The organism is Rhizobium sp. BK418 (assembly GCF_004341105.1).
Lineage (GTDB): Bacteria > Pseudomonadota > Alphaproteobacteria > Rhizobiales > Rhizobiaceae > Rhizobium.
Genome location: NZ_SLZK01000003.1, coordinates 627,777 through 644,687 on the forward strand (window position 1 = coordinate 627,777; position 16,911 = coordinate 644,687).

Annotated in this window: 14 protein-coding genes; 12 read left to right on the forward strand and 2 right to left on the reverse strand. The window is 60.5% G+C overall.

All coding sequences use genetic code 11. The annotated features are described in order from the left end of the window. Nucleotides 1-47 precede the first annotated feature (47 nt). The 8 genes from EV281_RS14570 to murB are packed head-to-tail and all read left to right on the forward strand — an operon-like array spanning nt 48 to nt 10,148. Nucleotides 48-1,508, forward strand: a complete 1,461-nt coding sequence (locus EV281_RS14570; protein ID WP_132653797.1) for a UDP-N-acetylmuramoyl-L-alanyl-D-glutamate--2,6-diaminopimelate ligase — start codon at nt 48-50, stop codon at nt 1,506-1,508. Then, nucleotides 1,505-2,938: a UDP-N-acetylmuramoylalanyl-D-glutamyl-2,6-diaminopimelate--D-alanyl-D-alanine ligase gene (locus EV281_RS14575; RefSeq protein ID WP_132653798.1), complete on the forward strand. Its 1,434-nt coding sequence runs from the start codon at nt 1,505-1,507 to the stop codon at nt 2,936-2,938. The genes EV281_RS14570 and EV281_RS14575 overlap by 4 nt, the downstream gene beginning before the upstream one ends. 19 nt (nt 2,939-2,957) lie before the next feature. Then, entirely contained in the window at nt 2,958-4,058 is a 1,101-nt protein-coding gene (mraY, locus tag EV281_RS14580; RefSeq protein WP_132653799.1) for a phospho-N-acetylmuramoyl-pentapeptide-transferase, read from the forward strand. A 7-nt stretch (nt 4,059-4,065) separates the two neighbouring features. Beyond that, on the forward strand, nt 4,066-5,478 hold the full coding sequence (gene murD, locus EV281_RS14585; protein WP_132653800.1) for a UDP-N-acetylmuramoyl-L-alanine--D-glutamate ligase: 1,413 nt from the start codon (nt 4,066-4,068) through the stop codon (nt 5,476-5,478). Nucleotide 5,479: 1 nt separating this feature from the next. Continuing rightward, a complete protein-coding gene (gene ftsW, locus EV281_RS14590; protein ID WP_132653801.1) occupies nt 5,480-6,634 on the forward strand; it encodes a putative lipid II flippase FtsW in 1,155 nt (384 codons plus the stop codon). Between the two features lie 6 nt (nt 6,635-6,640). Beyond that, entirely contained in the window at nt 6,641-7,765 is a 1,125-nt protein-coding gene (murG, locus tag EV281_RS14595) for an undecaprenyldiphospho-muramoylpentapeptide beta-N-acetylglucosaminyltransferase (protein ID WP_132653802.1), read from the forward strand. Beyond that, on the forward strand, nt 7,762-9,177 hold the full coding sequence (gene murC / locus EV281_RS14600) for a UDP-N-acetylmuramate--L-alanine ligase (RefSeq protein WP_132653803.1): 1,416 nt from the start codon (nt 7,762-7,764) through the stop codon (nt 9,175-9,177). Before murG ends, murC begins: the two co-directional genes overlap by 4 nt. Beyond that, nucleotides 9,174-10,148: a UDP-N-acetylmuramate dehydrogenase gene (gene murB / locus EV281_RS14605; protein ID WP_132653804.1), complete on the forward strand. Its 975-nt coding sequence runs from the start codon at nt 9,174-9,176 to the stop codon at nt 10,146-10,148. The genes murC and murB overlap by 4 nt, the downstream gene beginning before the upstream one ends. Here the strand turns inward: murB and EV281_RS14610 are convergent. Both EV281_RS14610 and EV281_RS14615 read right to left on the reverse strand, forming a co-directional pair. Further along, complete coding sequence (locus EV281_RS14610; RefSeq protein WP_132653805.1) at nt 10,135-11,076, reverse strand: NAD-dependent epimerase/dehydratase family protein; 942 nt, start codon at nt 11,074-11,076, stop codon at nt 10,135-10,137. The genes murB and EV281_RS14610 overlap by 14 nt on opposite strands. Nucleotides 11,077-11,191: 115 nt before the next feature. Continuing rightward, nucleotides 11,192-12,487, reverse strand: coding sequence for an MFS transporter (locus EV281_RS14615; RefSeq protein WP_132653806.1), 1,296 nt, complete (start codon nt 12,485-12,487; stop codon nt 11,192-11,194). Between the two features lie 259 nt (nt 12,488-12,746). Between EV281_RS14615 and aqpZ the strand changes: the two genes are divergently transcribed. The 4 genes from aqpZ to ftsA all read left to right on the forward strand — a co-directional run bounded on the left by aqpZ (nt 12,747) and on the right by ftsA (nt 16,881). After that, nucleotides 12,747-13,433, forward strand: coding sequence for an aquaporin Z (gene aqpZ / locus EV281_RS14620; RefSeq protein WP_132653807.1), 687 nt, complete (start codon nt 12,747-12,749; stop codon nt 13,431-13,433). A gap of 273 nt (nt 13,434-13,706) precedes the next feature. After that, nucleotides 13,707-14,633, forward strand: a complete 927-nt coding sequence (locus EV281_RS14625; protein WP_132653808.1) for a D-alanine--D-alanine ligase — start codon at nt 13,707-13,709, stop codon at nt 14,631-14,633. Next, nucleotides 14,621-15,553: a cell division protein FtsQ/DivIB gene (locus EV281_RS14630; protein WP_132653809.1), complete on the forward strand. Its 933-nt coding sequence runs from the start codon at nt 14,621-14,623 to the stop codon at nt 15,551-15,553. Before EV281_RS14625 ends, EV281_RS14630 begins: the two co-directional genes overlap by 13 nt. Further along, nucleotides 15,550-16,881, forward strand: a complete 1,332-nt coding sequence (gene ftsA, locus EV281_RS14635) for a cell division protein FtsA (RefSeq protein WP_132653810.1) — start codon at nt 15,550-15,552, stop codon at nt 16,879-16,881. The genes EV281_RS14630 and ftsA overlap by 4 nt, the downstream gene beginning before the upstream one ends. Nucleotides 16,882-16,911 lie beyond the last annotated feature (30 nt).

Consider the following 16,911-nt stretch of genomic DNA (forward strand, 5'->3'; position numbering starts at 1 on the left):
CGTCGATTCGTAAGGGGCGATCGACCTGAACCAGAGAAGTGCATTCGATGAAATTGCGGGACCTCGCCGGAGATACGTTTCCGGAACTCAAAGCTGAACTCGAAGGACTGGCCGGCGCGCTGGAGATAGCAGGATTGTCTTCGGACAGCCGCAAGATCGCGCCCGGCATGGCATTCATCGCGATTGCCGGTTCCAAGGCTGATGGCGCGGGCTTCATTGCCGATGCGGTTGCTAAAGGTGCTGCCGTCGTCATCGCGGCCCACGCAACCGAAACCTCTGTGCCGGTTCTTGTCGTTGCAGAGCCGCGGCGTTTCCTTTCCGTCGCGGCTTCGCGCTTCTATGGCCGTCAACCGGCGACGATGGTCGCGGTGACGGGTACGGCCGGCAAGACGTCGGTTGCCTCCTTCACGCGACAGATCTGGGCGCATGCCGGCCATGCCGCCGCGATGATCGGCACGACCGGCGTCATCTCGCCTACGCGCAACGAATATGGTTCGCTGACGACGCCCGATCCGGTTTCGCTGCACAAGCTGCTGTCGGAACTTGCCGATGAAGGCGTCACGCATGCGTCGATGGAAGCCTCCAGCCACGGGCTCGACCAGTATCGCCTCGATGGCGTGACGCTCGCGGCTGCTGCCTTCACCAATCTCGGCCGCGATCATATGGATTACCACCCGACGGTCGAAGACTATATGGCCGCCAAAATGCACCTCTTCGACCGGGTGCTGCCGAAGGGTTCGCCAGCCGTCATCTTTGCGGATGATCCCTGGTCGGAACAGGCAATCAAGGCTGCGACAGCTGCAGGTCACGATGTGCGCACGGTCGGGCGCAAGGGCACCTATCTCTCGTTGAAGCGGGTCGAGCATTTCCGTCACAAGCAGGTTGCGGAAATCCATGTGGAAGGCGAGATCTTCGAGGTCGATATTCCGCTTGCCGGCGATTTCCAGATCGCCAATGCGCTGGTTGCCGCAGCGCTTGCCATGTCGACGGGCGTTTCGGCAAACCTCGCGATGGCAGCGCTCGAAAAGCTGCAGGGGGCTTCCGGCCGTCTCGAACTCGTCGGCCATACGAAAGATGGCGCGCTCGCCTATGTCGATTATGCCCACAAGCCGGATGCCCTGGAAAACGTGCTAAACTCGGTGCGTCCGTTCACGACGGGCCGGGTCATCGTCGTCTTCGGCTGCGGCGGCGACCGTGATCGCGGCAAGCGGCCGATCATGGGTGAAATTGCCTGCCGGCTCGCCGATGTCGTCATTGTCACAGACGATAATCCGCGCTCGGAGGAGCCGACTGCGATCCGCGCCGAGATCATGGCGGCCGCGAAATGCGCTTCCGAGATCGGCGACCGCGCTCAAGCGATCCGCGAGGCGGTTCTGCAGCTGAAATCCGGCGATACTCTGATCGTTGCCGGCAAGGGACATGAAGAGGGGCAGACGATCGGGAGCGTCACACTGCCGTTTTCCGATCATGCAGAAGTGCGCAAGGCTTTGGAGGAGCGGGTACCGTGAACTGGCTCTGGACCACTGAGGACATGATTGCTGCGATGGCGGGCCGTCCGTTCGGCTCGCTGCCGCAGGGTATCACTGGCATTTCCATCGACAGCCGTTCGATTGCCCCTGGTGAAGCGTTCTTCGCCATCAAAGGCGACCGTGTCGACGGGCATGACTTCGCCTCCATGGCCGTCGCCAACGGTGCGTCTCTGCTGGTCGTCAGCGAGGCCCGCCTGCCGGCCATGGGGCGCCTGACGGTGCCGATGATTGTGGTCGAGGACGTGCTTGCAGCCCTCGGTAAGCTGGGGCAGGCTTCCCGCGATCGTTCGCGCGCTAAAATCATTGCCGTCACCGGTTCGGTCGGCAAGACGACGACAAAGGAGATGCTACGGCATGTGCTGTCGCCCTCGGGCAAGGTGCATGCGTCGGTGGCCTCCTTCAACAATCACTGGGGCGTGCCGCTGACGCTCGCACGCATGCCGATCGATACCTATTTCGGCGTCTTCGAAGTCGGAATGAACCATCCGGATGAGATCCGGCCGCTGGTCAAGATGATCCGTCCGCATGTCGCTGTCATCACAACGATCGCACCCGCCCATCTCGGCAATTTCAAACGTATCGAGGAAATCGCTGCCGCCAAGGCCGAAATTTTCGAAGGGCTGGAGCCCGGTGGCGATGTTGTCCTCAACCGCGACAATGATCAGTTCGCTTTGCTGGAGCAGACCGCCCAGGCGCTCGGCATCACCAGGATCCATTCCTTCGGGCAGCATGCCAAGGCGGAATTCCGTCTTGCGGAATTCAACGGCTCGGACGAAAGCTCGACCCTGTGGATGACGGTTCGGGGCGAGACCAAGGAAGTGCGCATCGGTGCGCCCGGCCGTCACATCGCTGAAAATGCGCTCGCCGCATTGGGCGTCGTGACGATCGTGGGCGCCAGCCTCGACAAGGCCATCGAGGCGCTGGCGACACTGAAGCCGGAAAAGGGCAGGGGCAAGCGCTATACGCTGCCGATCGGCAATGGCAGCTTCACACTGATCGATGAAAGCTACAACGCCAATCCGGCCTCCATGCGCGCGGCAATCGCGCTCTTGGCGACAGCCGAGCCAACCGGCCGGGGGCGCCGCATCGCCGTGCTCGGCGACATGCTGGAAATGGGTGAATTTGCTCCACAGGTTCACGCGGATCTCGCCGGGCCGCTGCTGGCGGCCGGCCTCGAACATGTGTGGCTTGCGGGGCCCGAGATGGTGGCGCTGCAAGAATCGCTTCCCGACAGCGTCGCGGTCGAGCATCGCGAGAAAACAGAAGAATTATTGGAATTCGTATTGAACTCGGTCGCACCTGGCGACGTGTTGATGGTGAAGTCGTCCCTGGGGATCGGTTTCGGCAAGATTGTCGCCGCGCTCCTTGACAAGTACCCCCCAGTTTCAGACACGCAACGCGAACTATGATCGGGTAAAGGGGCCCTGAATGCTGATTTGGCTAGTCGAACTATCGGAATATTTCAAATTTCTGAATTTGTTCAGGTACATTACCTTCCGGGCGGGCGCCGCTCTTTTCACCTCCGCTCTCATTGTTTTCCTTTTTGGGCCGACCATCATCAATTCGCTGCGCATCCGGCAAGGCAAAGGCCAACCGATCCGCGCCGACGGACCGCAGACGCACTTCAAGAAGGCCGGTACGCCGACCATGGGCGGGTTGATGATCCTTGCCGGCATCGTCGGGGCTTCGCTGCTCTGGGCCGATCTTTCCAACGTCTATGTGGTGGCGACGCTGCTCGTGACGCTCGGCTTCGGCGCCATCGGCTTCTATGACGATTATCTCAAGGTCACCAAGCAGAGCCACAAGGGCTTTTCGGGCAAGGCGCGCCTCGGCATCGAGTTCATCATCGCCGGCATCGCCGTCTATTTCATGATGCGGGCAGCACTTGCCTCCGGTCCCGCCGGCTCGACTTTCGGCTCCTCGATCGCTTTTCCCTTCTTCAAGGACTTCCTGATCAATATCGGCATCATGTTCGTCGTCTTCGGCGGTTTCGTCATCGTCGGCGCCGGCAATGCCGTGAACCTGACCGACGGGCTCGACGGGCTTGCCATCGTGCCGGTCATGATTGCGGCTGCCGCATTCGGCATCATCGCCTATCTCGCCGGTAACGTGGTCTTTGCGAATTACCTGCAGATCAATTTCGTGCCCGGTACCGGCGAGCTTGCCGTCGTGCTCGGCGCTGTCATCGGCGCAGGTCTCGGCTTTTTGTGGTTCAATGCGCCACCGGCCGCCATCTTCATGGGCGATACGGGTTCGCTGGCGCTCGGCGGCACGATCGGTACGGTTGCCGTTGCCACCAAGCACGAGATCGTTATGGCGATTATCGGCGGCCTCTTCGTCATGGAGACGCTCTCGGTCATTATTCAGGTCGGCTTCTTCAAGATGACCGGCCGGCGCGTTTTCCTCATGGCGCCGATTCACCACCATTTCGAGAAGAAGGGTTGGACGGAAAGCCAAGTAGTGATCCGTTTCTGGATTATTGCCGTCGGCCTTGCGATGATCGGCCTTTCCACCCTGAAGCTGCGGTGAGGCGATCATGATTCCGGTCACGACGCTTGCAGGAAAAAAAGTCACTCTCTTCGGTCTCGGTGGTTCCGGCCTGGCAACGGCCAAGGCATTGGTCGCCGGTGGCACCGATGTCGTGGCCTGGGACGACAATCCTGACAGCATCGCCAAGGCATCGGCAGAGGGCATCACCACTGCCGATCTGCATGGCATCGACTGGAGCGCTCAGGCGCTCTTCGTGCTTTCGCCCGGTGTGCCGCTCACCCACCCGAAACCCCATTGGACAGTTGATCTTGCGCGCGCTGCCGGCGTCGATATTGTTGGCGACGTCGAACTCTTCGTGCGTGAGCGCCGCGCTCATGCGCCCGATTGCCCCTTCATTGCGATCACCGGCACCAACGGCAAATCGACGACGACCGCGCTGATTGCCCATATCCTGAAATCGAGCGGCCGTGACACGCAGCTCGGCGGCAACATCGGCACGGCCGTGCTGACGCTCGATCCGCCGAAGGCCGAACGTTATTTCGTCGTCGAGTGCTCTTCTTACCAAATCGACCTCGCGCCGACGCTCAATCCGTCCGCCGGTATTCTTCTCAACCTGACGCCGGATCATCTCGATCGCCATGGCACGATGCAGCATTATGCCGACGTGAAAGAGCGGTTGGTGGCCGGCAGCAATATTGCAATCGTCGGCATCGATGACAGCCATTCGGCGCTGATTGCCGACCGCATCGAGCGGGCAGGGGTGAAGGTTATCAGGATCTCCCGCAGAAACGTGTTGGCCGACGGTATCTATGCCGAGGGCACGAAGCTCATCCACGCGGCAAGTGGGGCGATGCTACCCTTTGTCGATCTCGACGGTATCCAGACGCTGCGCGGCAGCCACAATGCGCAGAATGCTGCTGCCGCAGTCGCCGCCTGCCTTGCTGTTGGCGTGTCGGCTGAGGATATTCGCGCAGGTCTTGCATCATTCCCCGGCCTCAAGCATCGCATGCAGCCGGTCGGCCGGCGTGGCAACGTCGTCTTCGTCAATGATTCCAAGGCAACCAATGCGGATGCCGCGGCACCGGCGCTGTCGAGCTATGACCGCATCTACTGGATTGCCGGCGGCTTGCCGAAGGCTGGCGGCATCACGACGCTTGCGCCCTATTTCCCGCGTATTGCCAAGGCCTATCTGATCGGCGAGGCGGCAGCGGAATTTGCTGCGACGCTCGGTGAGGCAGCACCCTACGAAATATCAGGCACGTTGGAACGGGCTGTGGCGCATGCGGCAGCTGATGCCGAAAAGGATGAGACCGGTCCGGTGGCCGTGATGTTATCCCCGGCTTGCGCAAGCTTCGACCAGTACAAGAATTTTGAAGTCAGGGGTGATGCCTTTGTCAGCCATGTGGCTGCCCTTGACGGTGTGACGATGCTGATCAACTCGGCAACAGGAGGCAAATGACATGGTGAGCCGCGCGGAACGTGGAGCCTTGGCCGATTGGTTCTGGACCATCGACCGCTTTTTCCTGGCCTTGTTCCTCTTCCTGATGGGCATCGGCTTCATGCTGTCCTTTGCGGCTTCGCCGGCAGTTGCCGAGCGCATCGGCCTCGAACCCTTCCATTTCGTCAAGCGACACGCCGCTTTCATGATCCCGTCGATCGCGGTCATGCTCGGCCTATCCTTCCTGACGCCGCGCCAGGTGCGACGCACAGCAATCATCCTGCTGATCGTGGCGCTCGCGATGATGCTTCTGGCGCTGTTCTTCGGTGTCGAGGTCAAGGGTTCTCGCCGTTGGGTGACACTAGCCGGCATCTCCATCCAGCCCTCCGAATTCATGAAGCCGGCCTTCGTCGTCGTCTGTGCCTGGCTCTTTTCCGAACATGCCCGTCAGCCGGAAATCCCGGGTAATCTCTTTGCCATCATTCTGTTCGGCATGGTCGCCTCTCTTCTGGTGGCGCAGCCCGACCTTGGCCAGACGATCCTGACGACGGCCGTCTGGGGCGGCATGTTCTTCATGGCCGGCATGCCATGGCTCTGGATCATCGTCCTCGGCGTCGGCGGGGCAGGCGGCCTCGTGACCGCCTATTATGTTTTCCCGCACGTGGCCGGCCGAATAGACAAGTTCCTCACCGGCGAAGGCGACACGTTCCAGATCGATACCGCCCGCGAGGCGATCATCCGCGGCGACTGGTTCGGGCAGGGACCGGGCGAAGGCATCGTCAAGCGCATTATTCCGGACGCCCATACCGACTTCATCTTCTCGGTCGCGGCCGAGGAGTTCGGCATCGTCTTCTGCATCGCACTCGTCGCCATCTTTACGGTGCTGGTTCTGCGCGGCCTGTCGCACGCCTATCGCGAACGCAACGACTTCAATCGCTTTGCCGTCGCCGGCCTCGTGCTGCAGATGGGCATCCAGTCGATCATCAATATCGGTGTCAATCTCGAACTGCTGCCGGCCAAGGGCATGACGCTGCCGCTGATTTCCTATGGTGGTTCGTCGATGGTGGCGATTTGCGTGACGGCTGGCTTCATTCTGGCGCTGACCCGCCATCGCCCGGAAAAGCGTGCGCAGGACCGGAGCCTTTTCCGGGTGCCGCACGGCATGCCGGCGGAGTGAGGAATTATGAGCAAGGGCGTCGTCCTTCTTGCCGCCGGGGGAACCGGCGGCCACGTCTTTCCGGCGGAGGCGCTGGCCTTCAAGCTGAGGGAGCGTGGTTATTCCGTGCATCTCGTGACCGACAGCCGTGCGGAACGTTATGCCGGCAAATTTCCTGCCGATGAAATCCATGTCGTACCGTCGGCGACGATCGGTTCCAAGAACCCAGTCGCTGTCGCCCGCTCGCTCTGGAAGCTCTGGTCGGGTATGCGCGTCGCAAAGCGGCTGATCCAACGCCTGAAGCCGGTTATCGTCGTCGGTTTCGGCGGTTATCCGACCGTGCCGCCGCTGTTGGCCGCCACGCGCCTTGGAGTTCCCTCCATGCTGCACGAGCAGAATGCCGTGATGGGCCGTGCCAACAAGGCGCTCGCATCACGCGTCAGGGCTATTGCAGGCGGCTTCCTGCCGGAAAGCGGCGGGCCATTTTCGAACAAGACGGTTGCGACCGGTAATCCGGTGCGTCCGGCGATCCTTGCCGCAGCCGAGCAGCCTTACGTGCCCTCGCGTCCGGGCGAGGATTTCAATCTCGTGGTCTTCGGCGGCAGCCAGGGCGCACAATATTTTTCCAAGGCGATGCCGACGGCAATCAGCCTGCTAGACGATGCGCTGCGTGCACGGCTGCGGGTGACCCAGCAGGTTCGCGCCGAGGATATGGCGATGGTGCGCGACTGCGTGGTGCAGTTGCAGATGGGCGCGGATATCGCACCGTTTTTCAACGACATGGCGGAGCGCCTTGCCAAGGCACATCTGGTGATCTGCCGCTCCGGCGCCTCGACGGTTTCGGAAATCTCGGTCATCGGCCGTCCGGCCGTGCTGGTGCCTTATCCGCATGCGCTCGACCATGATCAGGCGGCCAATGCGGCCGCGCTTGCGGCAACCGGCGGCGCCAAGGTAATCGCGCAGTCGGAGCTGTCGCCCGAGCGCATCGCCTCTATCCTGACGCATGTAATGAACGATCCGCAAAAGCTCGCCGAGATGGCGGCTGCGGCCAAGCTTGCGGGAAAACCTGACGCAGCGAACTTGCTTGCCGACATGGTTGAGGCTATTGCCGCCGGCAAGACAGTTGCAGAATTCAAGGGGGCACGCGCATGAAGCTGCCGAAGGCGATCGGTCTCGTCCATTTCATCGGCATTGGCGGTATCGGTATGAGCGGTATCGCGGAGGTGCTGCACAATCTCGGCCACAGGGTGCAGGGATCGGATCAATCCGACAGCGCCAATGTCCAGCGCCTGCGTGACAAGGGCATCGAGGTCTTCGTCGGCCACAAGGCGGAAAACCTCGGCGATGCCGAAGTCGTCGTGGTCTCGACGGCGATCAAGAAGAGCAATCCGGAGCTCATTGCCGCGCGCGAAAAACTTCTGCCTGTGGTGCGCCGCGCCGAAATGCTGGCCGAATTAATGCGCTTCCGTAATGCGATTGCCATCGGCGGCACGCACGGCAAGACGACGACGACCTCGCTCGTCGCCACACTACTCGAAGCCGGCGGGCTCGATCCGACCGTTATCAACGGCGGCATCATCAATGCCTATGGCACGAATGCGCGCATGGGCGAGGGCGAGTGGATGGTGGTCGAGGCGGATGAATCCGACGGCACCTTCCTGAAGCTGCCGGCCGACGTGGCCGTCGTGACCAATATCGATCCCGAACATCTCGACCATTACGGCAATTTCGATGCCGTTCGCGCCGCCTTCCGGCAGTTCGTCGAAAACGTGCCTTTCTATGGCTTCGGCGTCATGTGCCTCGATCATCCCGAGGTGCAGGCGCTCGTCAGCCGCATCGAGGATCGCAAGGTCATCACATACGGCGAGAATCCGCAGGCCGACGTGCGCTTCATGAATGTGCGCATCGAAGGTACGCGATCGATCTTTGATGTGGAGATTCGCCGTCGCCGCACGGGCGAAGTCATCCGGCTCGACAATCTCGTCATGCCGATGCCCGGCCGCCACAATATCTCGAACGCCACTGCGGCCGTTGCCGTCGCCAACCGGCTCGGCATTTCCAAGGAAGATATCGCCAAGGGGCTTGCCTCCTTCGGCGGCGTGAAGCGTCGCTTCACGCTGACAGGCGAATGGAACGGCGTCCAGATTTTCGACGATTACGGTCATCACCCGGTTGAGATCAAGGCGGTGCTGCGCGCCGCCCGCGAGGCCTGCAAGGGCCGGATCATCGCCGTGCACCAGCCGCACCGTTATACGCGCCTGTCGAGCCTCTTCGAGGAATTCGCGGCCTGCTTCAACGATGCAGACAGCATTTTCATCGCCCCGGTCTATGCCGCCGGCGAGGATGCAATTGAGGGGGCCGACTCAGAATCGCTGGTTTCCCGGATTAAATCGGGTGGCCATCGTGACGCCCGCTTCCTTCCTTCGGCGGAAGCTCTACCGCAGATGGTAGCAGAGATTGCAAAACCCGGGGACTTTGTGGTTCTTCTGGGTGCTGGTAGCATTACATATTGGGCAGCGGCGCTGCCGAAGCAGTTGGAAGACCTTTCAGGAAAATCCGCATGAAACAGGTTAATGGGGAAAAGCTTCTTGCCTCTCTCGGAGATGGCGTAAAGGACATTCGCGGCCGACTGACGCCGGATGCCCCCATGGATCGAGTCACCTGGTTCCGCGCCGGCGGCCTTGCCGAACTGATGTTTCAGCCGCATGACGAGGAAGATCTCGTCGCTTTCCTTAAGATATTGCCGGACGAAGTGCCGCTGACGGTGGTCGGCGTCGGCTCGAATATCCTGGTGCGTGATGGCGGTATCCCCGGTGTCGTGCTGCGCCTATCGGCCAAGGGCTTCGGTTCTGTCGAGCTTACCGGCGAAAACCGCATTCTCGCCGGCGCCATCTGCCCGGACAAGCATGTGGCGGCGATGGCGATGGATAACGGCATCGGCGGTTTCGCCTTCTATTACGGCATTCCCGGCGGCATCGGCGGTGCTGCCCGCATGAATGCCGGCGCCAATGGCTCCGAGACCAAGGACCGCGTTGTCGAGGTGAGGGCGATCGACCGCAAGGGCAACAAACATGTGCTGTCGAATGCCCAGATGGGCTATACCTATCGCCACTCCGATGCCGCTGACGATCTGATCTTCACCTCGGTGCTGTTCGAGGGTTATTCTGATGACCGGGCCAAGATCCGCGCCGAGATGGATGCTGTGCGCAATCACCGCGAGACGGTACAGCCGATTCGCGAAAAGACTGGCGGTTCGACCTTCAAGAATCCGGAGGGGCATTCGGCCTGGAAGCTGATCGATGAAGCGGGCTGCCGTGGTCTCGTTATCGGCGGCGCGCAGATGTCGGCGCTTCACTGCAACTTCATGATCAATATGGGGCAGGCGACGGGCTACGATCTCGAATATCTGGGCGAGGAAGTGCGCCGCAAGGTATTCGAGATGGCCGGCATTAAGCTCGAGTGGGAAATCAAGCGTCTCGGCCTCTTCATGCCAGACCGTGAGGTCCATCCTTTCCAGGGCGTCACTTCAGAATAGGCGTTACTGCAAGCCTCAGGCCTTCGCGCGGCGTGATGGCGGGCGACCAGCCGAGCACGTCGCGGGCGTGGGAAATGTCGACCTGCAGCGAGCCGCAAAGGCGGTCGAATAGGTCCTGCTTGCCGGCGATGGCAAGTGCTCCTCGCAGGATCGAGACGGGGAAGGGGTAGAGGGCAGGCTTGATGCCAAGACCATCGGCGATAGCGCGGATCAGGTCGGGCGTGGAAAGGTCCTCGGCATCCCCTGCCAAAAAAACTTCGCCGGCTGCGGCTGGGTGCCGCATGCAGAGAGCGATCAAATCCACCAGGTTGGCAAGAGCCACCAGGGTTCGGCGGTTCCTCACAGAGCCGAGCGGCAGCGGAAGCCGCTTGAGCACGAGGTTCACTAGTCTTGCGAAATTGCCCGGCGCATTAGGCCCATAGACCAATGGCGGGCGGATGATCACAAGCTCCATTCTTGTCCTTCCGGCAACGGCCTTGAGCGCAATCTCGCTTTCATGTTTTGAAATCGCATAGGGTTCCGTTGGGGCGGGTGGATCATCGTGCCGGAAGGGGCGAATGCTCTGCATACCGTTGACGCCGATCGAACTGATGAAGACCAGTCGCTTGACACCGGCTTTTGCAGCCTGTTCCGCCAGGTTCAGTGCCGATGCGGTATTCTCGCTTCGAAACACGGCAAGAGGATCGGCGGAATCGTCCTTCAGGACATGCGCGCGAGCGGCGAGATGCACGACGACGTCGACGGATTTTAACGCTTCGGACCAATCGGTTTCCGGCGTGATTGCCACGGGAAGATGCACGATACCTTCAGGAAAAATCCTATCGTTTGAGCGGGTTACTGTCGTCAGCGTAACATCGCCGTCGTCGCGCAATTTTTCTACAAGGGCGTTACCTATAAAGCCGGACGCTCCCGTAATCAGGCAGTGCATGTTACATTCCCCGTTCAATCGGCCAGGTAGTCTGGCTAGCCGGAAGTGTCGATCGCATCAATAAAAAAAGCCGCGACGGGTTGCGTCGCGGCTTTCTTATCCAGCTGGCAAAGTCTCAGACTTCTTCGTGACCCGACAGCAGGATACAGATCAGCGAGATCGCAGCGGAGGCGGCGAGGTAGTAGCCGACAAAGTCGAGGCTGTAGTTGGTCGCAAGCCAGGTGGCGATATAGGGCGCAAGCGATGCTCCGAAGATGCCGCCGAGGTTGAAGGTCATCGAGGCGCCGGTGTAGCGCACCATGGTCGGGAAGGGGGCCGCAAGTGCAGCGCCGATCGGACCGTAGGTGAAACCCATCAGTGCAAGGCCGATGATGGAGCACAGGACAGCGCCCGTGAGGCCTGCAGTCAGCAGGCTTGCATAGAAGAAGCCGAAGATAGCGATGGCGATCGTCGTCAGGATCAGGATCAGGCGACGCGAATAGCGGTCCGACAGCCAGCCGGAAAGCGGGATCGTCAGGCCGAAGAAGACGACGCCGACGAGCTGGATGATCAGGAACTGCTCACGCGTAAAGCCGAGTTTCGTGGTGCCCCAGGACAGCGTGAAGACTGTCATCAGGTAGAAGAGTACGAAGGTGGCGACCGCGATGAAGGTGCCGAGGATGAGGCTGCGCAGGTGGCCGCGGAAGACGGTCGCGACCGGGACGGCGACGCGCTCGTGCTTTTCGACAGCTTTCTGGAATTCCGGCGTTTCGGCGATCTTCAGCCGGACATACAGGCCGACGGCGACCAGCGCTAGGCTGGCAATGAAGGGAATGCGCCAACCATAGGCGAGGAAATCCTCGTTGCTCATGGTTTCCGCCAGGATCAGAAAGAAGCCGGAGGAGAGGATGAAACCGATGGGCGCACCGAGTTGCGGGAACATGGCATACCAGCTGCGCTTGCCGGGAGGAGCATTTTCGGTTGCGAGCAGCACGGCGCCGCCCCATTCGCCGCCGAGGCCGAGACCCTGGCCGAAGCGGCACAGCGCAAGCAGCAGCGGAGCGGCGATGCCGATCGCGTCATAGCCGGGCAGGATGCCGATCACGACGGTCGAGAGGCCCATCGTCATCAGCGCCGCCACCAGCGTCGCCTTGCGGCCGATCTTGTCGCCGAAATGGCCGAAGACCACGGCGCCGAAGGGGCGGGCGAAGAAGGCGATCGAGAAGGTAACCAGCGACTGGAGGAGGGCTGAGGTCGGATCACTCGATGGGAAGAAGAGGTGCGGGAAAACAATGACGGCTGCCGTCGCGTAGACGTAGAAGTCGAAGAATTCGATGGTGGTGCCGATGAGGCTGGCGATCAGGACGCGTGCGGGAGAATTGACTTGCGTGCTGCTCGAAGGGCTCGGCGATACGGAGATCGCTTCTGTCATGTTCATTCCAATCAGTATTTTTATCGATTTCCTTGGGAGGCTGCCGCTCTTAACGTAATTTTAAGGCTGAGAAAATGCCCGCCACGCAAGAATATGGCGCAAACGAGATTATCCGCCGGTGTGGCGGCTGTCTTGATGCGGGTATCCGTCTCTCAGGCTTGTCGTGGGGCCGGCGGCGAACTTGACGGGAATCAAATTGTATTTGATCTCTAAAGAACTCTCTGGTTGAGAGAGTGGAGGGACACATATGCAAATACCTATGCAAAAAAGTCTTGCTGCCGAGCTTTTCGGCACGTTCTGGCTGGTTTTCGGCGGATGCGGCAGTGCTGTGTTCGCGGCCGCTTATCCTGAACTCGGCATCGGTTTTGTCGGCGTGGCGCTGGCGTTTGGTTTGACGGTCCTCACCATGGCATATGCCGTGGGCGGTATTTCAGGCGGTCATTTCAATCCGGCCGTCTCTCTCGGCCTCGTTGTTGCGGGACGTTTTCCCGCTGCACGCCTCATTCCCTATATTATTGTGCAGGTGATCGGTGCGATCGTCGCCGCAGCGGCACTCTATTTCATCGCCAGCGGCAAGGCGGGTTTCGAACTCGGCGGGTTTGCCGCCAACGGATATGGCGAACATTCTCCGGGCGGTTATTCACTGCTTTCGGCGCTGCTGATCGAAGTTCTGCTGACCATGTTCTTTCTGATCATCATCCTGGGATCGACCGGCAGCAGGGTGCCCGCCGGCTTTGCGCCGCTTGCGATCGGCCTTGGGTTGACACTGATTCACCTCGTCGCGATTCCCGTGACGAACACTTCGGTCAATCCGGCGCGTTCGACCGGGCAGGCGCTTTTCGTCGGCGGTTGGGCCCTGCAGCAACTCTGGCTGTTCTGGATCGCGCCGCTTGTGGGCGGGGCGATCGGCGGCCTCGTCTGGAAATTCTTCGGTGATAAGGACTGACTGCAAGACATTGTGGCATGTCATTGAACCCGCGTGGTTTTTCCACGCGGGTTTTTCGTTTTCCATGGTGCTTGCGTCCTGTTCGTTGCGATATTCCTGCAGCCGCAAGGGCAGAAAATGAAGCAAGCGGCAAGGCAGAGTTAACGAAAGTAAACGGTTCGTTAACCATAATGATGTTCTAATGCACCCAGATCAGACAAAGGCCGCAACCTGCGGAGACAGCTCCGCGCAAGCCTCGGTTCTGCAGAGTGAAAGTTATTTTTGGGGGTGTTGATGAGTCGTGAGCACGTTGCTGTCCTGATGGGCGGGTTTTCCTCGGAAAGGCCTGTCAGCCTTTCCTCGGGAAAGGCGTGCGCCGATACGCTCGAGGCTGAAGGTTTCAAGGTGACGCGTATCGATGTCGAGCGCGACGTTTCCGAAAAGCTCTCGGCCGTGAAGCCGGATGTTGTCTTCAATGCACTGCATGGGCCTTTTGGCGAAGATGGCACCATCCAGGGCATCCTCGAATATCTGCAGATCCCCTATACGCATTCGGGCGTGCTTGCCTCTGCGCTCGCCATGGACAAGAGCAGGGCGAAGCGCGTCGCCGCTGCCGCCGGCGTTCCGGTTGCCGAATCGCAGGTTCTGAACCGCTTCTCTTTTCCATCGGAACATCCGATGAAGGTGCCCTACGTGGTCAAGCCCGTGCGCGAAGGCTCCAGCTTCGGTGTTGTCATCGTTGGTGAGGATCAGACCCATCCGCCGCAGGTCATCAGTTCTGCCGAGTGGCGCTATGGCGAGGAGGTCATCGTTGAGCGCTATATCCATGGTCGTGAACTGACTTGCGGCGTCATGGGCGATCAACCCATGGATGTCATCGAGGTGGTGCCGCAGGGACACAATTTCTATGATTACAACTCCAAGTATGCGGCCGGTGGATCAAAACATGTCTTGCCGGCTAAAATTTCACCGAAAATTTACCAAAAAATACAAACATTGGCGTTAAGGGCGCATCAAGCAATTGGTTGCCGTGGCGTCAGTCGCTCCGACTTTCGTTATGACGATCGTTTCTCCGAAGATGGCGAGCTTATCTGGCTGGAGGTCAATACCCAGCCAGGCATGACGCCGACCTCCCTTGTGCCCGAAATGGCCGGCCATGCCGGGTATTCCTTTGGTGCATTTCTCCGGTGGATGGTGGAGGACGCTTCTTGTTTGCGTTGACGGTCAAAAGGATAGGGCGCCCCAGCCGTTATGCCGAGCTTCCTGCTTCGGAAGCCGACGAACGCCGCGTTCTGCCGCGTCCGTTGCGCCGTGTCGTCCGCTTCCTCGTCAGTCTCGGTACGGGCCGTATCCATATCCCGGCCCATACGGGCACGGTTTCGGCGTTCGGCTTCCTGGCTGCGACCGGGCTTTATGGCATGTCGCTGGGCGGACACACGGAAGCTGTCGCCCAAGCAACGACTAGTGCGGTCGGTTTTGCTATCGAGGACGTGAAGGTTTCCGGCAACAACCAGACCTCCGAAATCGAAATCCTGCAGCTTCTCGGTCTCGATGGTGCGACGTCGCTCGTCTCCCTCGATGTCGATGCCGCACGCCAGAAGATTGCGCGCCTTCCCTGGGTCGAGAACGTCGAAGTCCGCAAGGTCTATCCGAAAACGATCGAGGTGAAGCTCTCGGAACGTGCCGCCTATGCGATCTGGCAGCACGGCCAGGAGCTTTCGCTCATCGAGAAGAACGGCAGCGTGATCGCGCCGCTTCGCGACAACAAGTATTCGACTCTGCCGCTCGTCGTCGGTCGTGATGCCGAAACGGCTGCGGCCTCGCTTCAGGACGTCTTCGCCAAGTGGCCCGACATCAAGGCGCGCGTGAAGGCTTATGTCTGGGTTTCCAGCCGTCGCTGGGATCTGCACATGGATAACGGCGTTGTGGTCAAGCTGCCGGAAGACGATGTCGACCAGGCACTCGCAACGCTTTCGAAATTCAATAAAGAACAACAGCTTCTGGAGCGCGATATCGCTGCAGTCGATCTCAGGCTGCCGGATCGCACGACGATCCAGCTGACCCCGGAGGCGGCAGCTCGCCGGCAGGCGGTGGTCGCGACGCGCACCAAGGAATTGAAGAAGGCGGGGCAGAATATATGAGCTTGTTCGGTTCATCCCATTTCGGATTGCCGCGCCTGAAGCCGCTTTCGTCGAAGCGGTCGCATATCGTTTCGGTGCTCGACATCGGCTCGACCAAGGTCGTCTGCATGATCGGCCGGCTGACGCCGCGCGAGGAAAGCCAGATTCTGCCTGGCCGCACGCACAATATCGAGATCATCGGCATCGGCCATCAGCGTTCGCGTGGTATCAAGACCGGTGTCATTGCCGATCTCGACGCGCTCGAAAGCGTCATCCGTCTCGCCGTCGATGCGGCCGAGCGCATGGCAGGCCTTACCGTCGAAAGCCTGATCGTCAACCTGACGGCAGGCCGCCTCGGCAGCGACATTTACACGGCGACCATCGATCTTGGTGGCCAGGAAGTCGAGCTGAATGACCTGAAGAAGGTGCTGTCGGCAGCCTGCCAGCAGTCTCTGCGCCAGGACCGTGCTGTCCTGCATTCGCTGGCGACCGGGTTCTCGCTCGACGGCGAGCGCGGCATCCGCGATCCGCTGGCCATGTATGGCGATACGCTCGGTGTCGACATGCATGTGGTGACGGCGGAACGCTCGGCGCTCAAAAATCTCGAGCTCAGCGTCAACAGGGCGCATCTTTCGGTGGAAGGAATCGTTGCGACACCTTATGCATCGGGTCTTGCCGCACTCGTCGACGATGAAGTCGAACTTGGCTGTGCGGCCATCGACATGGGCGGCGGCACGACGACGATTTCGGTCTTTGCCGAAGGCAAGCTTGTCCATACCGATGCTGTCGGCCTCGGCGGTCATCACGTGACGACCGACCTCGCACGCGGCCTTTCCACACGGATCGAGGATGCTGAACGTTTGAAGGTGGTCCACGCTTCGGCGCTGACCAACTCTTCCGACGAGCGCGAACTGATCTCCATTCCGCCGATCGGCGAGGATGACCGCGATCAGCCGACGCAAGTGCCGCGGGCTCTGGTCTCGCGCATCGTTTCGGCGCGTATCGAGGAAACGATGGAATTGATTCGCGACCGCATCCAGCGTTCGGGCTTCAGCCCGATCGTCGGCAAGCGTGTCGTTCTGACGGGCGGCGCAAGCCAGCTCACCGGCCTTGCCGAAGTGGCGCGGCGCATTCTTGCCCGCAACGTCCGCATCGGCCGTCCGATGGGTGTCTCGGGTCTGCCGACGGCTGCCAAGGGACCGGCCTTTTCGACGGCCGTGGGTTTGATGATCTATCCGCAGGTCGCGGACATGGAAACACATGCGTCACAGAGCAGCCTGCTCATGTCGCTTGGGGGTAATAACAGCCGCATCGCCCGCATGGGCCAGTGGCTGAAGGAAAGCTTTTGAAATTGAGTGAATTGGCCGGCGTGGCGATGC

Excerpts from the sequence above, each read along its gene's own strand:
- EV281_RS14610 (WP_132653805.1), bottom strand. The coding sequence starts at position 11,076 with ATGCACTGCCTGATTACGGGAGCGTCCGGCTTTATAGGTAACGCCCTT.
- ftsW (WP_132653801.1), top strand. The coding sequence starts at position 5,480 with ATGGTGAGCCGCGCGGAACGTGGAGCCTTGGCCGATTGGTTCTGGACC.
- murD (WP_132653800.1), top strand. The coding sequence starts at position 4,066 with ATGATTCCGGTCACGACGCTTGCAGGAAAAAAAGTCACTCTCTTCGGT.
- EV281_RS14570 (WP_132653797.1), top strand. The coding sequence starts at position 48 with ATGAAATTGCGGGACCTCGCCGGAGATACGTTTCCGGAACTCAAAGCT.
- murC (WP_132653803.1), top strand. The coding sequence starts at position 7,762 with ATGAAGCTGCCGAAGGCGATCGGTCTCGTCCATTTCATCGGCATTGGC.
- EV281_RS14615 (WP_132653806.1), bottom strand. The coding sequence starts at position 12,487 with ATGACAGAAGCGATCTCCGTATCGCCGAGCCCTTCGAGCAGCACGCAA.
- murG (WP_132653802.1), top strand. The coding sequence starts at position 6,641 with ATGAGCAAGGGCGTCGTCCTTCTTGCCGCCGGGGGAACCGGCGGCCAC.
- EV281_RS14625 (WP_132653808.1), top strand. The coding sequence starts at position 13,707 with ATGAGTCGTGAGCACGTTGCTGTCCTGATGGGCGGGTTTTCCTCGGAA.
- murB (WP_132653804.1), top strand. The coding sequence starts at position 9,174 with ATGAAACAGGTTAATGGGGAAAAGCTTCTTGCCTCTCTCGGAGATGGC.
- mraY (WP_132653799.1), top strand. The coding sequence starts at position 2,958 with ATGCTGATTTGGCTAGTCGAACTATCGGAATATTTCAAATTTCTGAAT.
- aqpZ (WP_132653807.1), top strand. The coding sequence starts at position 12,747 with ATGCAAAAAAGTCTTGCTGCCGAGCTTTTCGGCACGTTCTGGCTGGTT.
- ftsA (WP_132653810.1), top strand. The coding sequence starts at position 15,550 with ATGAGCTTGTTCGGTTCATCCCATTTCGGATTGCCGCGCCTGAAGCCG.